Here is a 15,527-nt window from a genome sequence, read left to right on the forward strand (position 1 = left end):
TAGTGAAAAGGGCTTTGATAGTACCAAAATGGTAATTACTGCGCCAAGCGATAAGGGCATTTATCCGTAAATGAATAATTGTTGCGGTTGGAGTAAACTACCTGGTGACTATTGTATATTCAGAACAACAAAAAGGAGTCGGGATGAACGCACAATCCCAGGCCAAATCACCAGAGACCCTGCGCGCCATGGTTGCCGGGACGCTGGCGAATTTTCAGCATTCAACCCTGAAGCATAATCTGACGACGCTTAAAGCGTTGCACCACGTCGCCTGGATGGATGACACGTTGCACGTTGAGCTGGTCATGCCGTTTGTCTGGCATAGCGCGTTTGAGGACTTAAAAGAGCAATGTAGCGCCGATCTGCTGCGTATTACCGGTGCGAAAGCGATCGACTGGAAACTGTCGCATAACATCGCGACGCTGAAACGCGTGAAAAACCAGCCGGGTATTAATGGTGTGAAAAACATCATCGCCGTCAGTTCAGGTAAAGGTGGCGTGGGTAAATCCTCTACCGCCGTGAACCTGGCGCTGGCGCTGGCTGCAGAAGGGGCGAAGGTAGGGATTCTGGACGCCGATATTTATGGTCCGTCTATCCCGACAATGCTTGGCGCGGAAAACCAGCGTCCAACCTCGCCAGATGGTACCCACATGGCACCGATCATGTCTCATGGTCTGGCAACGAACTCCATTGGTTATCTGGTCACTGACGATAACGCGATGGTATGGCGCGGCCCGATGGCCAGCAAAGCGCTGCTGCAGATGTTGCAGGAAACCTTATGGCCGGATCTTGATTATCTGGTACTGGATATGCCGCCGGGCACCGGTGACATCCAGCTGACGCTGGCGCAGAACATTCCGGTAACGGGCGCAGTTGTTGTCACTACGCCGCAGGACATCGCGCTGATCGATGCAAAAAAGGGCATCGTGATGTTCGAAAAAGTCGAAGTGCCGGTACTGGGTATTGTTGAGAATATGAGTATGCATATTTGCAGCAACTGCGGTCACCATGAACCGATCTTTGGTACCGGTGGGGCACAGAAGTTGGCTGAGCAGTATCACACTCAACTGCTGGGACAGATGCCACTGCATATTTCTCTGCGTGAGGACCTCGATCGTGGTACGCCGACGGTGATTAGCCGTCCTGATAGCGAATTTACCACCATTTACCGTGACCTTGCAGGGCGCGTAGCAGCGCAGCTGTACTGGCAGGGTGAAGTTATTCCGGGCGAGATTGCCTTCCGCGCGGTGTAATTTCTGGCGTTAAAAATTATTCACCGCATCAATGATATATTGATGCGGTGAATATATAAGATGAAGAAAAAATAGAGCATTGTTTACCCTGTCTTAATAAAACATGTTTTTTTCTGAATTAAATCCGATATTCATCATTTAAATTGATCATGCCTATCCTATTGATTTAGTATTTCAATTGGTTTTCGCGTGGTAGCGCACCTATTATTACGCTAAATAACTACCCTGCATGTTAAATCGGGCTTAATACAGGAATGACGTTTAGATGAAAAAAACTTTGTCGCTGGGAATTATAGTTCTGGCTTATGGATTAAGTCTTCCCGCATTGGGAACAGATACCGCAACCTTAACTATTAGCGGCAACGTTGTCGCGCCGACCTGCAGTACCGAAGTGGTAAATGCTCAGCTTCAACAGCGCTGCGGCAACACCACCCACGTTTCCAGTACCGAACAAACTGTTTCATCGGTGGTGAGGGGAGTAACAACGGAACTGGTCGCTGTTCCGGGCAGCGATAATCGTCAAATTATCCTCAACCGCTACGACTAGAATACTCTCTTTCATATAGCCCACATCACTCTCATGAATGATGTGGGCTTTTTTATTTATCTTGAAAATAAATATGAATGGTAAATTACGTTAACTTATTAATTTTGTAAATAAGATTGGTTCCTGACTATTTGTTGTAATTATATTGCATTGAGTAACTTGTCTTAAATCAAAAAAACATTCCGTTTACATTGCGGTAACGATTTAAGCGTGTAGATTCTAGTTACAGGAATAACACCGAGTAACAAATCTAAATATATTGATTAAGGAAGATACTATGAATCGTTCAATTATTGCTGCTGTATTGGCTGGCGTATTTTTGAGTGGTGGGGCTTTTGCTGCTCCTGCAGAGGAACAAGGAACTTTGACAATTACTGGCGAAGTAACAGGTACCGCTTGTCGATTCGATAATGGGAATAATGTTTCTGCAATTGAATTAGGAAATGTACCTGCTTCGGCATTTCAAGGTTACGATGTTGGCGTTGATGTTCCATTTGGCGAAAATGAAGCGACAACACCAATGATTTTGGTATGCGATCCAAACAAAGATGTAATTATTAAAGTTGATGGTGCTGCTTTCGATTATAATGATGTTATCGAAAACACCGTGGCTCAGGGATCTGGTGGTGCTACCGGTGTTGGTTTTAAATTATACCATAAAAATAAGTTAATTGAAAAAGACGGAAACTCAACGCTTGCTATTTCTGATCTTAAATCATTAGGCGATAATAAATATGAGTTGCTTCTTTCTGCGCGGTATGCAAAATCAGCAACTAACGTTTCTGAGGGTAAGGTAAACGGAACTGTAAAACTGATGGTCATCCAGGAATAATGTTATGCCGGCAACCTTGGTTGCCGGCATAAAATAAGGAATGAAAAATGAAGATGCTATGTGCGGTAATCACATTATCAGTTGTTACACCAGTTCATGCAGGGATAGTGATTTATGGCACAAGAGTTATTTACCCCGCGGAAAAAAGTGAAATAACGCTGCAGTTAATGAACCAGGAACAAAATGCCTCTCTGGTTCAGGCCTGGATCGATGATGGTAATACATCATTACCGCCAGAGAAGATTCAGGTTCCCTTTTTATTAACGCCTCCAGTGGTCAGGGTGCCGGGCAATTCAGGTCAACAGCTCAAAATCAAAAAAATGCCCAATACGTTGCCGAAAAATAAAGAGAGCCTGTTTTATCTTAATGTACTGGATATTCCGCCTAATAACCCAGCAAATGCTGGCAAGAATGTTATAAAGTTTGCGATGCAGAATCGTATTAAATTATTTTACCGTCCGTCAGGTATTGCACCAGTTAATAGTGCGACTTTCAAAAAAATAGTTTTGGTACGCAATGGTAAGACTTTTGTCATAAAAAATGACAATGCTAATTGGGTTACGGTAGCTGAGATAAAAGTTGGCAGTGTGAAAATAAATGATAAATCAGTGATGGTCGCACCATTCTCTAGTGAACCCGTCATGGTTAAAAGTAGTAACGCTAACCAATATAAATTAACCATTATCAATGATTATGGCAGCTTTATAAGTGATAGCGTCAGCTTGAAATAACAGGAGCTGATTATGTTAAGGATGACCCCGCTTGCTTCTGCGATATTAATTTCGTTATGGAGTATTACTACCTATGCTGAAGAGACCTTCGATACCAATTTTATGTCTGGTGGTATGAAGGGGGCGAAGGTTTCTGATTTCCGTATTGATGATAACCATCCATTGCCAGGGCAGTATGATATTGATATCTATGTCAATGCTCAATGGCGCGGTAAATATGATATTACTGTTAAAGACACCCCTGAAGAAACTTGTCTGTCCCGCGATACGATTTCGCGTTTAGGAATTAATACTGATGAGATCGATAAAACCCAGACATGTCTGACGCTTAAGCAAATGGTTCAAGGAGGAAGCTATAGTTGGAATATAGGAAAATTTCAGTTAAACCTTAGCGTACCCCAGGCTTATGTAGATGAATTGGAAAATGGTTATGTTCCCCCAGAAAACTGGGACCGTGGAATTAATGCTCTTTATACTTCTTATTACCTTAGTCAGTATTACAGCGACTATAAAAATTCTGGTAATAGTAAAAGCACCTATGCTCGTTTTAACAGTGGACTGAATCTGCTGGGCTGGCAGTTACATTCAGATGCCAGCTACACCAAAGCTCAAGACAGTAGCGGTGAGTGGAAAAGTAATACTTTTTACCTTGAGCGTGGGATCTCGCAAATTCTCGGTACTCTGCGTGTCGGGGATATGTACACATCGTCTGATATTTTTGACTCTGTGCGCTTTCGCGGAGTGCGAGTGTACCGTGATATGCAGATGTTACCGAACTCAAGGCAAAACTTTACGCCATTGGTTCAGGGGATTGCACAGAGTAATGCGTTAGTGACTATTGAGCAGAACGGATTTGTGGTTTACCAAAAAGAGGTACCGCCAGGTCCGTTTTCTATCGCTGATTTACAACTGGCGGGCGGTGGTGCTGATCTTGATGTCAGTATTAAAGAGGCCGATGGGTCAGTAACGACCTATCTGGTACCGTTCTCTTCTGTCCCGAATATGCTGCAACCTGGTGTATCCAAATATGATTTTGTCGCTGGTCGCAGCCATATTGAGGGTGCAAGTAACCAAACCGATTTTACCCAGCTAAGTTATCAATATGGGTGGAATAACCTCTTGACGTTATACGCCGGTACGATGCTCGCTGATAACTACAATTCGTTTACGTTAGGGACTGGCTGGAATACCCGAATTGGCGCCATCTCCGTGGATGCGACGCGTTCGCACAGTAAACAAGATAATGGCGATGTATTTGATGGGCAAAGCTATCAAATTGCTTATAATAAATATTTAACACAAACCGCCACTCGTTTTGGCCTTGCTGCCTATCGATACTCATCACGGGATTACCGAACGTTTAACGATCACGTTTGGGCTAATAATAAAGACAGCTATCACCGTGATGAAAATGATGTTTATGACATTGCAGATTATTACCAGAATGATTTTGGCCGTAAAAATAGTTTTTCTGCAAACATCAACCAATCTTTACCAGTCGGCTGGGGGTCTGTATCACTGAGTACACTATGGCGCGATTATTGGGGGCGTAGCGGCAGCAGTAAAGATTATCAGTTGAGTTATTCAAATACATGGCAACGGATCAGTTATACGTTTTCTGCCAGTCAGACTTATGATGAAAATCATCGCGAAGATAAGCGGTTTAACTTTTTTATCTCTATTCCGTTTGAATGGGGAGATGATATAACTTCAAGAAGCCGACGTTTATATGTATCCAATTCAACAACTTTTGATGATGACGGCTTTGCCTCAAATACGACCGGGCTCTCAGGAACGATTGGCGATCGCGACCAGTTTAACTACGGTGTCAACCTGAGTCATCAGCGTCAGGACAGCGAAACAATGGCTGGTGCCAACCTAACGTGGAATGCACCGCTTGCTACGCTAAACGGCAGCTATAGCCAGTCAAATAAATATATGCAAGCCAGCGGCAATATTTCAGGCGGGGTGTTGGCATGGTCTGGCGGAGTGAATTTGGCTAATCGTCTCTCAGATACCTTTGCTATTCTTCAGGCTCCGGGACTGGAAGGGGCCTATGTTAACGGGCAACGATACCGTATCACGAACCATAACGGTGTAGTGTTATACGATACTATTACCCCCTATCGGGAAAATAAACTGATGCTGGATATTTCAAATACGAACAGTGAAACCGAGTTGATGGGGAATCGACACAGTACCTCTCCCTATCGGGGTGCCGTGGTGTTGGTTAAATTTGAGACCGATCAACGTCAGCCATGGTTTATTCGTGCGTTGCGTCCAGATGGTTCACCGCTGACGTTTGGCTATGAAGTTGAAGACAGCCATGGACAAAATATTGGTGTGGTAGGTCAGGGAAGTCAGCTTTTTATTCGTACCAACCAAGTACCGCCGGAGATAAAAGTGGCGGTCGATAAACAACAGGGACTTTCATGCGCAATCACCTTCGATAAAACGATTGATGAAAGTAAAGTTTATATTTGTCGGTGAGGTGATACATGAAAAAGTATTACATAATGTTGGCTTTATTATTTCCAATGATGTCTTACGCAACTTGCTCGGGAACGCAAGATAAAGATGCTAACATTAGTTTCACATTAACGGATCAAGGGGAGACTAAAAATTTCAATACGAATTTTGATGGGAGTTTTAGTTGTTATAGCTCTGGAGATAAAATTTATATCGCCAATAGCCTACAAGATTATATAGTTGAATTACAAAATTCTTCAGGCGGGAAATCTATATATATTAAATTAAATGCTTCTGTCGGGGGGGAATGGCCAATACCTACGCCAGGTTCAGTATTTCCCAGTCGTAATTATTCAGCAGCAGATTTGTTTAATACAAAAAATATTCAACTTAAGGTTGAATATGTCGACGATCCTGGTAATGTAAAACAGCGGTTTTCTAACACCAGCACCTTTACTATTGATGATGCGATTATATTTTCATCAAATTCCAGCTGTAGTTTGACAAATATTTTAGCATGTTTACTAGGTCTGAATGCTTCATTTTCGCAAAAAATAACTTTCAATATAACGCATAAACCGACAACCTGTAAGTTTTTACAGTCTGATTATGCTATTACTTTACCTAATATTTCTATAAAAGATTTACAGGCTGGTAGATATGGAGGGAATGTTTCTGATACTCTAAAGCTAGAATGTAACGGTGTGTATAGTGTAGCAACAAATCCTGTCACCCTAAAAGTTTCTTCTGGCGATTGGTCGGATGATGGACTTACCCTGAAAAACACTTTACCTGATGGTGCGCAAGGAGTGGGGTTTAATATCTACAGTGGCTCAGATACCAGTGTCCCCTTAAAAAATGGATCTGTTTTAAAAAGAATAGAAAAGATGGGCGCGGTTGACAAATATTATAATTTTATAGTTAGTGCCAGGTATGCACGAATTAATAATGAACCGTTACGAACAGGGAAAGTGCAAAGCAAGGTTGTTTTTACTATTACATATGATTGATTTTTTCATGAAATTTAGAACACGAATTGCCTCTTGGACAGTACGTGTTCTTCATTTTAATTAAATACCATTATCGATGATAAAAAATCTCGCCATCGTAGGCTTTAATGATCTTAGCATCGGCATCATTGACCAACACATACGCGCCGCCCATGTAGGTCCAATGGGTGCCTGCGGTCGGTGCGGGCAGGTTGCGCAGATTCCACTGTTTAATGGTGTATTCTTCGGTGAGATACAGTGGTGGCACTTTGTCACCGGGTTTGAAATGGGTAAAATCGGCAATAAAACTTTTTAGCTCATATTGATCAATACCCTTTGCGGCAGCAGTAGCTGTAGGCGCGGCCCAGACGGTGCTGGTTACGAGCAACAGCGCGCCCAGCAACATTTTCTTCTTCATACCCATCCTCTCTACCTGTTCGGGTCATCAAAATCAGTCATGTATGATTCTTGGCTAACAGGACATCTGACAAGCATTATTTTGTGATCACTCCAGTCATTTCGTAAAAAGTGTAACTGAAAGTACAGAAATCCGGCAATCGTCACCAGTAGATTCACTGCGCGAGTGCGGAGTGCGCCATTTTACATCGTTAAGCGCAGGCAGTATCCTGTTGCTGAAACCTGAATATTATATTTGTGTTTCAACGACTCGGGGTGCCCTTCCTGGTGAAGGCTGAGAAATACCCGTACCACCTGATCTGGATAATGCCAGCGTAGGGAAGTCTGACACTGCTCGTGTCCCTTCTTCGCGCGGGCAGGAGCTGAACCATGCAGCCTGACCTGCACAGCCGCGCGCTCGCGGCTCACACCTTGTACCAATTTAGAATCTTATCCCCGCTCACACACTGTATGACCAATGAGGTCGTGCAAAGCTTTACTGCCAATACATTACTGGCGCTGGGCGCATCGCCTGCGATGGTTATCGAGCCTGAAGAAGCCAGCCGATTCGCCGCCATTGCCAGTGCGTTGCTGGTTAATGTCGGCACCTTAACTCGGGAACGGGCCGCGGCGATGCGTGCCGCAGTTGAGCATGCTCAGAATGCTAAAACCCCGTGGACGCTCGATCCCGTTGCCGTAGGCGCGCTTGAGTTTCGCCGCCGCTTCTGCCTGGAATTATTGTCACTACAGCCTGCTGCTATTCGTGGCAACGCTTCGGAAATACTTGCTCTGGCCAGCATGAACGGTGGGGGACGCGGCGTGGATACAACCGATACGGCTGTCGCTGCGCTTCCGGCAGCGCAGGCGCTGGCTCGTCAGATTGGGACCATTGTCGTGGTGACCGGCGAAGTGGATTACGTCACCGATGGTCAGCGTACCGTTTGCGTGGACGGTGGTGACCCGTTGATGACTCGCGTGGTGGGCACCGGATGTGCTCTTTCAGCGGTTGTTGCGGCCAGTTGCGCTTTACGTGGTGACCGACTTGATAACGTCGCCTCCGCCTGTAGCTGGATGAAACAGGCCGGGCAAATCGCCACCGGGCAATCAAACGGACCGGGTAGCTTTGTCCCGGCATTTCTCGACGCCCTCTATAACCTGAACGCCCAGGAGCAAGCATGAAACGGATTAACGCATTAACGATCGCCGGAACCGACCCAAGCGGTGGCGCGGGTATTCAGGCTGATTTAAAAACCTTCTCGGCGCTGGGCGCTTACGGCTGTTCCGTTATCACGGCGCTGGTGGCGCAAAATACGCGTGGGGTGCAGTCGGTGTATCGCATTGAACCTGATTTTGTCGCCGCGCAGTTGGATTCTGTGTTCAATGATGTGCGTATTGATACGACTAAAATCGGTATGTTGGCTGAGACGGACATTGTCGAAGCTGTTGCCGAACGTTTACGTCGCCATCGGGTACAAAATGTGGTGCTGGACACGGTGATGTTGGCGAAAAGCGGCGATCCGTTGCTGTCGCCCTCGGCGGTAGAAACGTTGCGTACCCGTTTGCTGCCGCAGGTTTCGATTATCACCCCTAATTTACCCGAAGCTGCTGCACTGCTCGGGGCATCGCATGCGCAAACTGAGCAGGAGATGTTAGAGCAGGGAAGGGCGCTACGGGCGCTGGGCTGCGAGGCAGTGTTGATGAAGGGCGGTCATCTGGATGATGCACAAAGCCCCGACTGGCTCTTTACGCGCGATGGTGAGCAGCGTTTTACCGCACCAAGGGTGATGACCAAAAATACCCATGGCACCGGTTGTACGCTATCGGCGGCGTTGGCAGCCCTGCGTCCGCGCCATAACAACTGGGCCGATACCGTACAGGAAGCCAAACTGTGGCTTTCAGCGGCGTTGGCACAGGCCGACACGCTGGAAGTTGGCGAGGGAATTGGTCCGGTGCATCATTTCCACGCGTGGTGGTAATGGGTATACTGGCTGCAGAAACGGCGGCCAGGAAAAAGATAAATGGAACAAGCGCATACCCAGCTTATCGCACAACTGAATGAACGTATTTCAGCGGCGGATAACACGCCGCTGTATATGAAATTTGCGCAGACGGTGAAGAATGCTGTGCGCAGTGGGATCCTGGAGCACGGCAATATCCTGCCCGGCGAGCGCGACCTCAGCCAGTTGACCGGCGTTTCTCGGATTACGGTACGCAAGGCGATGCAGGCTCTGGAAGAAGAAGGTGTAGTAACACGTGCCCGCGGTTACGGAACGCAAATTAACAATATCTTCGAGTATTCGCTTAAAGAAGCGCGCGGTTTTTCTCAGCAGGTGGTGTTGCGCGGTAAAAAACCGGATACGTTGTGGGTTAACAAAAGAATTGTGCCTTGCCCGGAAGAGGTGGCACAGCAGTTGGCTGTTGTCGCAGGGAGTGATGTCTTCCTGCTCAAACGTATTCGTTACGTTGACGAAAACGCAGTCTCTATTGAAGAGTCCTGGGTACCCGCACATCTAATTCATGACGTGGATGCCATCGGTGTTTCGCTGTATGACTATTTTCGTAGCCAGCATATTTTCCCGCAGCGCACGCGCTCACGTGTTAGCGCCAGAATGCCTGACGCAGAGTTCCAAGCGCACATTCAAATGGATAGCAAAGTGCCGGTACTGGTGATCAAGCAGGTAGCGCTTGACCAGCAGCAACGGCCTATTGAATACAGCATCAGTTACTGTCGTAGCGATCTATACGTTTTTGTGTGCGAGGAGTAGCTCCTCGCGTGACGGGGCGCAATCGCCGCCGCGATGTCCAACTACCCAGGACGCCACCGCGTTACCTAACAGCACTGAGTCGGCCAGCGTCCAGCCAGACGCCAGCCCAGCCAGCATGCCGCCAGCGTGGCTGTCACCTGCGCCGATAGTATCAACGACCGCCGTTGCAAATGCCGGTACGCAGCCGGATGTCTGTGTGCTGAAATACCATGCGCCGTCTTTATCGTGACGCACGACCACCGGTGCGGTGAAACGCTGCACCCATTCTGCGCCAAAACCTTCCACATCCTGACTTAATGCAAACCGCTCGGCAGCAATTTCCGCCTCCTGACGATTAAGTGACACCAGCGGACGACAGGCCATAATTCTTGCCAGTAAGGGCTCGGGAATGTCGCCGATGCGCGGGCCAAAATCGATAAATGGTGTCACCTCTTCCAGACCTTCCAGCCACTGCACCAGCAATTCACCGCACGGGGACGCTAGCTGATAACCCGAAAGATACACCAGGCTATGACGCGGGATATCCAGCTGTGCCAGCCAGGCGGCATTCCACTGATTCTCAACGCCGCTAAAAGACATAAAGGTACGCTCGCCATCCGGCTCCACCAGCGCCAGACACCAGCCGTTATCGCCTTCGGCATTGTCGATCAGGCTATGCAGTCCCTCTTTTGTCATCCGGTTGCGGATAATGTCGGCCCACACTCCCTGACCCAGTGGTAGAGCATTGCAGGCATCGATACCTAAACGCTTAAGCGTGACGGCGATATTGAGTGCGCAGCCGCCAACGTTAACACCTTGCTGCTTGAGCTCGATGTCACAGCCGCGCCAGGGGAGGGCATACGCATCGGCAATGACATCAATCACCGCCGCACCCACCACCGTTACTGGCTGCTGTGTACGTAACTGCGAGAGAAGTTGTTGCAGATGCGTGTTGCTCATAGCGCCTCCCGCTGCTCGCGCAGTCGCATTAACCCGTTGGCGTAGTGGGTAAAGTCCAGCTGATTCACCGCGTCCAACTCCTGCTTCAATGCTGGGTTGATCGCGCTCACTCCGTGTAATGCACCACAAATGGCGGTTGCCATCGCCCCGATGGTGTCGGTATCGCCGCCGAGGTTAGCGCACAAAATGGCGCAGCGGTTAGGATCGGTCTGTGCCAGCTCAACCATGGCGATAGCGCAAGGAACGGACTCAATGGTGCTGGTTCCTGCCCCCACAACCTGATACAACTGCTCGCTGGCGGACTCGACGCCATCGGCGTTACGGACGATTTTCAGCGCCAGTTCAAGGCGTGCACAAAGCGATGCGCTAAAAGTGGTGATTCGTTTTTGCTGCGCATGCAGGGCAATGGCAGGTAGCGCGTCGACAATCTCTGACCATTTTCCTCCGTCGATGGCGCGCGATACCGCCCACGCGACGACAACGGCTCCCGCGATAGCCAGATCCGATTTATGCGTTGGGCTGGAGGCCAGTGCCACATCATCGATAAAGGCATCAAGATCGCGGGCGGGCAGCAGGCATCCCAGCGGGGAAACGCGCATTGCCGCGCCATTGGTCACGCCGTTGTTTTCAAGTTCGGCGACCGGTTTACCGTCACGAATAGCGTTCAACGCAATTTTCGAGGTCGGGCCGAGCACGTTTTTATTAAAGGCATCAAACTGCTCGGCCCAGGCCAGAATATTGCGACCAATAACGTCTGGCACAATTTCGCCGTCGCACTCAAGCAGGGCATCTGCCAGACATAGTGCCATGGACGTGTCATCAGTGAACTCCGCCTGGTTAAAATAGCAGGCGGCATTATTTTCCGCAGGGCCGGGCAAAAAACGGTCGATCCAACCGAAGTGTGCTTTTACCCGGGTTCTTGGCCACAGTTCCGACGGCATGCCCATCGCATCCCCTAACGCCTGCCCATAAAGAGCACCGAGAATACGTTCTGCTTTCATTTTACTTCCCCTTGTTTCAACGCTACATCGCGATCGTCCACCTTAATGGCGGTGATTTCTTTGTCTGATTCGCGAAAGAAAATCATAAACATCACGGCAATGACGGCAATCATGACCGCGCCAAATCCCCACATGCCAGCCCAGTTAAAGGTGAGACCATTAACCGGTTCCTGATAAGCAAACATTTTTTCCATCATCACGCCGCCCAGACGGTAACCGAGCAGGCTGCCGAACCCCTGACAGCAGAGGGTGATAAGCCCTTGAGCTGCGGTGCGCATGTGGACCGGCGCTTTTTTATCGACATAGATGTAAGCCGTGACGTAATAGAAGTCGTAACTGACGCCGTGCAGCAGAATGCCGAGAAACAGCAGGGCGTAAGTGAAATATTCTTCCGCACCGCCGTAAACGAAAAATCCGTAGCGGATCGCCGCAGTAATAAGACCAAGCAACAATACCTTTTTAATGCCAAAGCGTTTGGTGAAAAACGGTAGCGCCAGCATGAAGAAGATTTCAGAGAATTGGCCCAGTGTCATCCAGCCGGTGGCGTTTTTCATACCGACTTCTGTCAGGTAACCGTTGGCAAAGATGTAATAGAACGCCAGTGGCATCGCAAACAGGAAAGAGCAAAAGAAGAAGACGAGGAAGTTCTTATCGCGGAGCAGGATCAGCGCATCCAGACCCAGCATAACTTTGAAATCCATTTTGCCGGTACTTTTTGGCGGCGTATCCGGTAAAAAGAAGGCAAAAATGCCTAACAATGCGGAGCTTCCGGCAGTGATAAGCAGGGGAATATTGGTCGGTGAGATGTCGTTATAGCCAAGCATTTGCGGTAAGAAACCGCAGGCCAAACCGGAGGCAATCCAGCCAATGGTGCCCATCACGCGGATGCGCGGGAAATCACGTTCAACATCCGGTACGTTGGCAAAAGCAATACTGTTGGTCAGCGCAATCGTCGGCATATAGGTCAACGAATAGGCCAGTAACAGAGGGAAGAATCCGCTAAAGGTGGTTTGCTGGGCGGCGAAGTACATCAGAATAGCGCCGACGAACATCAACACCGCCAGCACTTTTTGCGCGGAGAAAAAGCGGTCAGTGATTGAACCGACCAGAATGGGCGACAGGATCGCCGCAATGGCGGTGCAGGCGTAGGACCAGCCGATCTCACCGGCACTAAAGCCACTTTTACTCAGCCACAGCCACAGTGGTACAAACCAGGCACCCCAGATAAACCACTCTACAAACATCATGAACGACAGCTTAACTGTAGTTTTCATCTTTAAATCCTTCATGACAGGTAAGGTACGCGCTGATAGTACCATTCAATAATACCTTTGAAATACCTTTGAGGTTAAACTTTGACCGTCTTAACATTATTTTTTCCTGAATCGAGCCAGCAGAAGTTGCTGAAAAGTGCGCTAAAGATGGAAAAAAAGCGCAGTCGGTACCAGGCTTAATGCTGCCCGCAAAAAGGCGGGTCAGGACAATCCATATTCCGGTTTTAAACCGGAACTTACGGGAGCATAGCTATGACTGATATTGCGCAGTTGCTTGGCAAAGATGCCGACAGCCTTTTACAGCATCGTTGTATGACCATTCCTTCTGACCAACTTTACCTGCCTGGACATGATTACGTCGATCGCGTAATGGTGGATAACAATCGTCCGCCTGCCGTGCTGCGTAATATGCAGACGCTGTATAACACGGGGCGACTTGCCGGGACAGGGTATCTGTCGATCCTACCGGTGGATCAGGGGGTAGAGCATTCTGCTGGGGCTTCGTTTGCCGCTAACCCGCTGTACTTTGATCCGAAGAATATTGTGGAGTTGGCTATCGAAGCAGGGTGCAACTGCGTGGCATCGACTTACGGTGTGCTGGCTTCTGTCTCCCGCCGCTACGCGCACCGTATCCCGTTCCTCGTTAAAATTAACCACAACGAAACGCTCAGCTATCCGAATACCTTTGACCAGACGCTGTATGCCAGCGTAGAGCAGGCGTTCAATATGGGTGCGGTTGCGGTAGGGGCAACCATCTATTTCGGTTCTGAGGAATCTCGCCGCCAGATTGAAGAGATTTCAGCGGCGTTTGAGCGCGCCCATGAGTTGGGTATGGTTACCGTGCTGTGGGCGTATCTGCGTAACTCCGCGTTTAAAAAAGATGGCGTGGATTACCATGTTTCCGCCGATCTTACCGGGCAGGCTAACCATCTGGCTGCCACTATCGGAGCGGATATCGTTAAGCAGAAAATGGCGGAAAATAACGGCGGGTATAAAGCGGTTAATTTTGGCTATACCGACGATCGCGTCTATACCAAGTTGACCAGCGAGAATCCAATTGACCTGGTGCGTTACCAACTGGCGAACTGTTATATGGGGCGTGCCGGGTTAATTAACTCTGGCGGGGCGGCCGGCGGTGACACCGACCTGAGCGATGCAGTGCGTACGGCGGTTATTAACAAACGTGCGGGTGGTATGGGGCTGATTCTGGGGCGTAAAGCGTTCAAGAAAACCATGGCCGACGGCGTTAAGTTGATTAACGCCGTACAGGACGTTTATCTGGACAGCAAAGTCACTATTGCCTGATCCCTCGGATTGTTGTTGGGTTAGCGCAACAGCGGACAACCCGGCGGCAGTCTGCAACGTAGCGCAGCGGGCAGGATTTCAATATGAAACTCTTGTCCGCTGAGTGGTTCACCATCGAGATTAAAGGTAATTTCGTGTGGGGCGCGGATATCAAACCACGACGATGCGCCGTCAATAATGTTAGGGTTGTCTTCGGATTGCGTTAACGCCGAAAGCAGTCCTGGCAGTAGTTCTTCGCCGGTAAAAATGCGCAGTTGCAGCAGGCCGTCGTTGATCAGCGCCGTCGGGCAAAGCTGTTGCCCACCACCGGCCTGGCGACCGTTACCGATACCAATCACCAGCGCTTTACCCTGCCAGTGAAAATCCTCCCCACGAATGTCACAGATATCGGGCTTGAGCGTATCCATGCGCATTAATCCGTGAATAAAATACGATACACCGCCCAGTGCGGCCTTGAGTTTTTCCGGCGTTTCGGTGGTGATGCGAGTGCCAAACCCGCCGGTCGCCATGTTGATAAAACAGGTTTTATCGTTGACCAGCACCATATCGATTGCAGTCGCATTTGCAGCGATAGCCAGCTTTAACGCCTTATCAAGGTCATCGGGTATACCAACACTGGTGGCAAAGTCATTCGCCGTTCCCAACGGTAAAATACCCAGCGCTGGAATATTGCCACCCTGCGACTGAATCAGCGCTGTCGAAACTTCGTTGATGGTGCCGTCACCGCCGCCGGCTATCACCGTAGCAACGCCTAGCTGACGAGCTTCATCAACGTAGCGTTGGGCATCGCCTTTTTCCCAGGTCACGCGAACATGGATTTCCACGCCTTCATCGCGAAGCTTCACAATGGCATCACGCAGGGGGAGATTATCAGCACTTTTTCCATTGAGGATCAGTAAACTGGCAGGGAACGCTATCATCCGTTTGCCTCACTTTTTTTCGTTTTAACAAGTGTATGCCAGGAAAGCGTTTATGGCGTAAGAACTGACTGAAAGCGCAGGCGAAGAGATAAAAAAAGCCGCAGAG

General features: G+C 48.7%; 15 protein-coding genes and 1 riboswitch. Of the genes, 10 read left to right on the forward strand and 5 right to left on the reverse strand.

Going from position 1 to position 15,527, the window contains the following annotated elements; genetic code table 11:
- Positions 1-143 precede the first annotated feature (143 nt).
- The 6 genes from apbC (at position 144) to OGY67_RS01900 (ending at position 6,842) form a co-directional block, all read left to right on the forward strand.
- On the forward strand, positions 144-1,253 hold the full coding sequence (apbC, locus tag OGY67_RS01875; protein WP_213752574.1) for an iron-sulfur cluster carrier protein ApbC: 1,110 nt from the start codon (positions 144-146) through the stop codon (positions 1,251-1,253).
- A 265-nt stretch (positions 1,254-1,518) separates the two neighbouring features.
- A complete protein-coding gene (locus tag OGY67_RS01880) occupies positions 1,519-1,800 on the forward strand; it encodes a DUF2574 family protein (protein WP_085047890.1) in 282 nt (93 codons plus the stop codon).
- Between the two features lie 277 nt (positions 1,801-2,077).
- Positions 2,078-2,632 carry a fimbrial protein gene (locus tag OGY67_RS01885; protein WP_213752575.1) on the forward strand — a complete coding sequence of 185 codons (555 nt, stop codon included), beginning with the start codon at positions 2,078-2,080 and terminating at the stop codon, positions 2,630-2,632.
- 47 nt (positions 2,633-2,679) lie between these two features.
- Complete coding sequence (locus OGY67_RS01890) at positions 2,680-3,363, forward strand: fimbria/pilus periplasmic chaperone (RefSeq protein ID WP_213752576.1); 684 nt, start codon at positions 2,680-2,682, stop codon at positions 3,361-3,363.
- 12 nt (positions 3,364-3,375) lie between these two features.
- Positions 3,376-5,853 carry a fimbrial biogenesis outer membrane usher protein gene (locus OGY67_RS01895; protein WP_286573240.1) on the forward strand — a complete coding sequence of 826 codons (2,478 nt, stop codon included), beginning with the start codon at positions 3,376-3,378 and terminating at the stop codon, positions 5,851-5,853.
- 8 nt (positions 5,854-5,861) lie between these two features.
- Entirely contained in the window at positions 5,862-6,842 is a 981-nt protein-coding gene (locus OGY67_RS01900; RefSeq protein ID WP_286573242.1) for a fimbrial protein, read from the forward strand.
- A 70-nt stretch (positions 6,843-6,912) separates the two neighbouring features.
- Here OGY67_RS01900 and OGY67_RS01905 read toward each other — a convergent pair whose 3' ends face one another.
- Complete coding sequence (locus OGY67_RS01905; RefSeq protein ID WP_032941982.1) at positions 6,913-7,239, reverse strand: RcnB family protein; 327 nt, start codon at positions 7,237-7,239, stop codon at positions 6,913-6,915.
- A 240-nt stretch (positions 7,240-7,479) separates the two neighbouring features.
- A riboswitch (TPP riboswitch) is annotated at positions 7,480-7,576 on the forward strand.
- A 31-nt stretch (positions 7,577-7,607) separates the two neighbouring features.
- On the opposite strand from OGY67_RS01905, the gene thiM reads away from it, so the two are divergent.
- From thiM to OGY67_RS01920, 3 genes are read left to right on the forward strand one after another with little or no spacing between them, the layout of a single operon-like run.
- Positions 7,608-8,396 (forward strand): hydroxyethylthiazole kinase, encoded by a 789-nt coding sequence (gene thiM / locus OGY67_RS01910; RefSeq protein WP_286573249.1) that lies wholly within the window; start codon positions 7,608-7,610, stop codon positions 8,394-8,396.
- Positions 8,393-9,193, forward strand: coding sequence for a bifunctional hydroxymethylpyrimidine kinase/phosphomethylpyrimidine kinase (gene thiD / locus OGY67_RS01915; RefSeq protein WP_048234945.1), 801 nt, complete (start codon positions 8,393-8,395; stop codon positions 9,191-9,193). Before thiM ends, thiD begins: the two co-directional genes overlap by 4 nt.
- Positions 9,194-9,235: 42 nt before the next feature.
- Entirely contained in the window at positions 9,236-9,982 is a 747-nt protein-coding gene (locus OGY67_RS01920; protein WP_286573252.1) for a GntR family transcriptional regulator, read from the forward strand.
- On the opposite strand, the gene OGY67_RS01925 is transcribed toward OGY67_RS01920, so the two are convergent.
- Genes OGY67_RS01925 through OGY67_RS01935 form a run of 3 tightly spaced genes read right to left on the reverse strand, consistent with a single transcriptional unit; the run spans position 9,956 to position 13,196 of the window.
- A complete protein-coding gene (locus OGY67_RS01925; protein ID WP_286573254.1) occupies positions 9,956-10,921 on the reverse strand; it encodes a PfkB family carbohydrate kinase in 966 nt (321 codons plus the stop codon). The genes OGY67_RS01920 and OGY67_RS01925 overlap by 27 nt on opposite strands.
- Positions 10,918-11,922: an ADP-ribosylglycohydrolase family protein gene (locus tag OGY67_RS01930; protein ID WP_060683555.1), complete on the reverse strand. Its 1,005-nt coding sequence runs from the start codon at positions 11,920-11,922 to the stop codon at positions 10,918-10,920. The genes OGY67_RS01925 and OGY67_RS01930 overlap by 4 nt, the downstream gene beginning before the upstream one ends.
- On the reverse strand, positions 11,919-13,196 hold the full coding sequence (locus OGY67_RS01935; RefSeq protein WP_286573256.1) for a nucleoside permease: 1,278 nt from the start codon (positions 13,194-13,196) through the stop codon (positions 11,919-11,921). The genes OGY67_RS01930 and OGY67_RS01935 overlap by 4 nt, the downstream gene beginning before the upstream one ends.
- Before the next feature lie 252 nt (positions 13,197-13,448).
- Between OGY67_RS01935 and fbaB the strand changes: the two genes are divergently transcribed.
- Positions 13,449-14,501 carry a class I fructose-bisphosphate aldolase gene (fbaB, locus tag OGY67_RS01940; protein ID WP_003834421.1) on the forward strand — a complete coding sequence of 351 codons (1,053 nt, stop codon included), beginning with the start codon at positions 13,449-13,451 and terminating at the stop codon, positions 14,499-14,501.
- A 20-nt stretch (positions 14,502-14,521) separates the two neighbouring features.
- On the opposite strand, the gene yegS is transcribed toward fbaB, so the two are convergent.
- Complete coding sequence (yegS, locus tag OGY67_RS01945; RefSeq protein WP_286573258.1) at positions 14,522-15,421, reverse strand: lipid kinase YegS; 900 nt, start codon at positions 15,419-15,421, stop codon at positions 14,522-14,524.
- Between the last annotated feature and the right edge of the window lie 106 nt (positions 15,422-15,527).

Origin of the sequence: Citrobacter sp. Cpo015, assembly GCF_030333035.1 — a bacterium.
Taxonomy (GTDB): Bacteria; Pseudomonadota; Gammaproteobacteria; order Enterobacterales; family Enterobacteriaceae; genus Citrobacter; species Citrobacter portucalensis.

Coding starts and splice junctions, on each gene's coding strand:
- apbC (WP_213752574.1), top strand. CDS start 144: ATGAACGCACAATCCCAGGCCAAATCACCAGAGACCCTGCGCGCCATG.
- OGY67_RS01880 (WP_085047890.1), top strand. CDS start 1,519: ATGAAAAAAACTTTGTCGCTGGGAATTATAGTTCTGGCTTATGGATTA.
- OGY67_RS01885 (WP_213752575.1), top strand. CDS start 2,078: ATGAATCGTTCAATTATTGCTGCTGTATTGGCTGGCGTATTTTTGAGT.
- OGY67_RS01890 (WP_213752576.1), top strand. CDS start 2,680: ATGAAGATGCTATGTGCGGTAATCACATTATCAGTTGTTACACCAGTT.
- OGY67_RS01895 (WP_286573240.1), top strand. CDS start 3,376: ATGTTAAGGATGACCCCGCTTGCTTCTGCGATATTAATTTCGTTATGG.
- OGY67_RS01900 (WP_286573242.1), top strand. CDS start 5,862: ATGAAAAAGTATTACATAATGTTGGCTTTATTATTTCCAATGATGTCT.
- OGY67_RS01905 (WP_032941982.1), bottom strand. CDS start 7,239: ATGAAGAAGAAAATGTTGCTGGGCGCGCTGTTGCTCGTAACCAGCACC.
- thiM (WP_286573249.1), top strand. CDS start 7,608: ATGCAGCCTGACCTGCACAGCCGCGCGCTCGCGGCTCACACCTTGTAC.
- thiD (WP_048234945.1), top strand. CDS start 8,393: ATGAAACGGATTAACGCATTAACGATCGCCGGAACCGACCCAAGCGGT.
- OGY67_RS01920 (WP_286573252.1), top strand. CDS start 9,236: ATGGAACAAGCGCATACCCAGCTTATCGCACAACTGAATGAACGTATT.
- OGY67_RS01925 (WP_286573254.1), bottom strand. CDS start 10,921: ATGAGCAACACGCATCTGCAACAACTTCTCTCGCAGTTACGTACACAG.
- OGY67_RS01930 (WP_060683555.1), bottom strand. CDS start 11,922: ATGAAAGCAGAACGTATTCTCGGTGCTCTTTATGGGCAGGCGTTAGGG.
- OGY67_RS01935 (WP_286573256.1), bottom strand. CDS start 13,196: ATGAAAACTACAGTTAAGCTGTCGTTCATGATGTTTGTAGAGTGGTTT.
- fbaB (WP_003834421.1), top strand. CDS start 13,449: ATGACTGATATTGCGCAGTTGCTTGGCAAAGATGCCGACAGCCTTTTA.
- yegS (WP_286573258.1), bottom strand. CDS start 15,421: ATGATAGCGTTCCCTGCCAGTTTACTGATCCTCAATGGAAAAAGTGCT.